A 2,466-nucleotide genomic window follows, 5' to 3' on the forward strand; every position below is an offset into this window, starting at 1 on the left:
ATCTAGTACGTTAGGTAAGTATAACTAATTCACATTAAGTAATTTTACTCTCAGTAATTTTGTCAAATATTAAACATAAACTATCCTGCTAACGTGGATTCAGCTTATAAAAATTTTTTATTATTGTTGATAAAAAAACGTCTAAGAAATATATATATATCAGCTTTATAACTACTAAAACAGTATCAAACTTGAATAAAATATTACTTTGAAAAGATAACCATATCTGGAGGGATAATTATTTTTTTCATATATATTAAAGAGTTGTAATCCAAAATATAAAACATAGTATCGGTATCAAACCGATTTTTGTTGGTGTCGGATCATCAATTTTCAAAACAATCATCACCTATTTCCTGTTAGTAATATTGCCGACAGTAATATCATATCTGTCATTTTCAGATTAGTTGCATGCGTTCATAAATAATTGATACTTCGATTTGATTTAGAGGCTTAGTTTTATAAAAAAATTGAGGAGTCAATACCGTGTTATTGATAATTGATTATTAGTAAACCGTTTTTCTTTAGGGTGAAAATGGAGGAAAGCATTAACTCGAATAGGCAAAATAATAGTCGAAACTTAATCAGGTACTTTTTAATCTCTGGCACTGTAACCTATTAAATGATTATATACCACTAGTTACAAACTCAAAGTATAAAACTCAATCTCAATATACTGCTCATCATTAAATGACGTTTGTTATTATGGGTTAATATTATATTTTTGTTTAATTACTGCTAACTCTTCAAGTGATGTTGCATTAAAGGCTTCCACCATCCATTCTGGCCAGCCGTCACCTTCTATCATATCCTTTTTAAACTTCGCTTCTTCAGCTGTTTTGTATTTTCCGTCATCTATATTTGCTGATTCATAAAACTTCATAAAACCATTGAGCCAACCCCAGAGAAATCTTACAATTAGCCCCCTATCAGCAATCCCAGACTCTAATATTACATGGTCAATAACCTGATATGTGCCGGGTTGACACACCATTAACACCGATGTGCTTAAAGGATGGCGTGAACTATTATGGATAATTACACCATGCATATCATGCCAATCATACTCTTGTATACGGCGTTTTTTCGGTTGTAAAAATAGTTTAAGGTGCCTTCGCACTTTAAAGTTAAAAAAGTAACTTTCATTAACATACACTTTACCTGTCTGACGATTAAATATGATAGGATTACCACGACGTGAAAATGCATTTTGATAAAATTCAGGAATAATTAGATATAAAGCAAAACTACACGTAATAAAACCAATTATTCCAATTAATGTCAGTTCGTGATCAAATCCAAAAATAAATATAACCATACCTACAATTAATATACTTAACAAAATAATCGCAACAAAACAGAGGCATGTATAAAAAATCTGATCACTAAATGTCTTACGTATAAAGGCACAATAGTTATTATTAGCATAAATAAACCGATCGTAATGCAATTCCCATATATCGGCTGTTTTATCTAAATCATCGATCCAACCTATGATCTGGGGGCGGTATTTTGATGGCATTCTTGTTCTCCTATTACTTCTCCCTCATTCCTTTGCGGTCTACTTAAGTTTGTTATTATGGGTTAATATTAAATTTTTGTTTAATTACCGCTAACTCTTCAAGTGATGTTGCATTAAAGGCTTCCACCATCCATTCTGGCCAGCCGTCACCTTCTATCATATCCTTTTTAAACTTCGCTTCTTCAGCTGTTTTGTATTTTCCGTTATCTATATTTGCTGATTCATAAAACTTCATAAAACTATTGAGCCAACCCCAGACAAATTTTCTACTTAAAGAATCACGCAAAGGATCTAACATAACATGGTCAATAACCTGATATGTGCCAGGTTGGCATACCATTAATACCGTTGCGACAAAATATGGACCATTATGGACAATAACGCCATGCATATCATGCCAATCATACTCTTGTATGCGGCGTTTTTTCGGTTGTAAAAATAGTTTAGGGTGCCTTCGTACTTTAATGTTAAAAAAGTAACTTTCATTAACATATACTTTACCTGTCTGACGATTAAATATGATAGGACTACCACGACGTGAAAATGCATTTTGATAAAATTCAGGAATAATTATATATAAAGTAAAACTACATGTAATAAAACCAATTATTCCAATTAATGTCAGTTTGTGATCAAATCCAAAAATAAACATAACCATACCTACAATTAAGAAAATCATCCCAATAATACAAACAAAATAAAGGCATGTATAAAAAATCTGATCACTAAATGTCTTACGTATAAAGGCACAATAGTTATTATTAGCATAAATAAACCGATCGTCATGCAATTCCCATATATTGGCTATTTTATCTAAATCATCGATCCAACCTATGATCTGGGGGCGGTATTTTGATGGCATTCTTGTTCTCCTATTACTTCTCCCTCATTCCTTTGCGGTCTACTTAAGTTTGTTATTATGGGTTAATATTATATTTTTGTTT

2 protein-coding genes are annotated in these 2,466 nt (G+C 31.5%); both read right to left on the reverse strand.

What is annotated here, in order from left to right; genetic code table 11:
- Positions 1-703: 703 nt before the first annotated feature.
- On the reverse strand, positions 704-1,522 hold the full coding sequence (locus tag B6D18_RS12225; RefSeq protein ID WP_086364692.1) for a DUF6708 domain-containing protein: 819 nt from the start codon (positions 1,520-1,522) through the stop codon (positions 704-706).
- 55 nt (positions 1,523-1,577) lie between these two features.
- Entirely contained in the window at positions 1,578-2,384 is an 807-nt protein-coding gene (locus B6D18_RS12230) for a DUF6708 domain-containing protein (RefSeq protein ID WP_086364693.1), read from the reverse strand.
- Positions 2,385-2,466 lie beyond the last annotated feature (82 nt).

It is taken from the genome of Gilliamella sp. A7, assembly GCF_002142015.1.
Taxonomy (GTDB): Bacteria; Pseudomonadota; Gammaproteobacteria; order Enterobacterales; family Orbaceae; genus Gilliamella; species Gilliamella apis_A.

Excerpts from the sequence above, each read along its gene's own strand:
- B6D18_RS12225 (WP_086364692.1), bottom strand. The coding sequence starts at position 1,522 with ATGCCATCAAAATACCGCCCCCAGATCATAGGTTGGATCGATGATTTA.
- B6D18_RS12230 (WP_086364693.1), bottom strand. The coding sequence starts at position 2,384 with ATGCCATCAAAATACCGCCCCCAGATCATAGGTTGGATCGATGATTTA.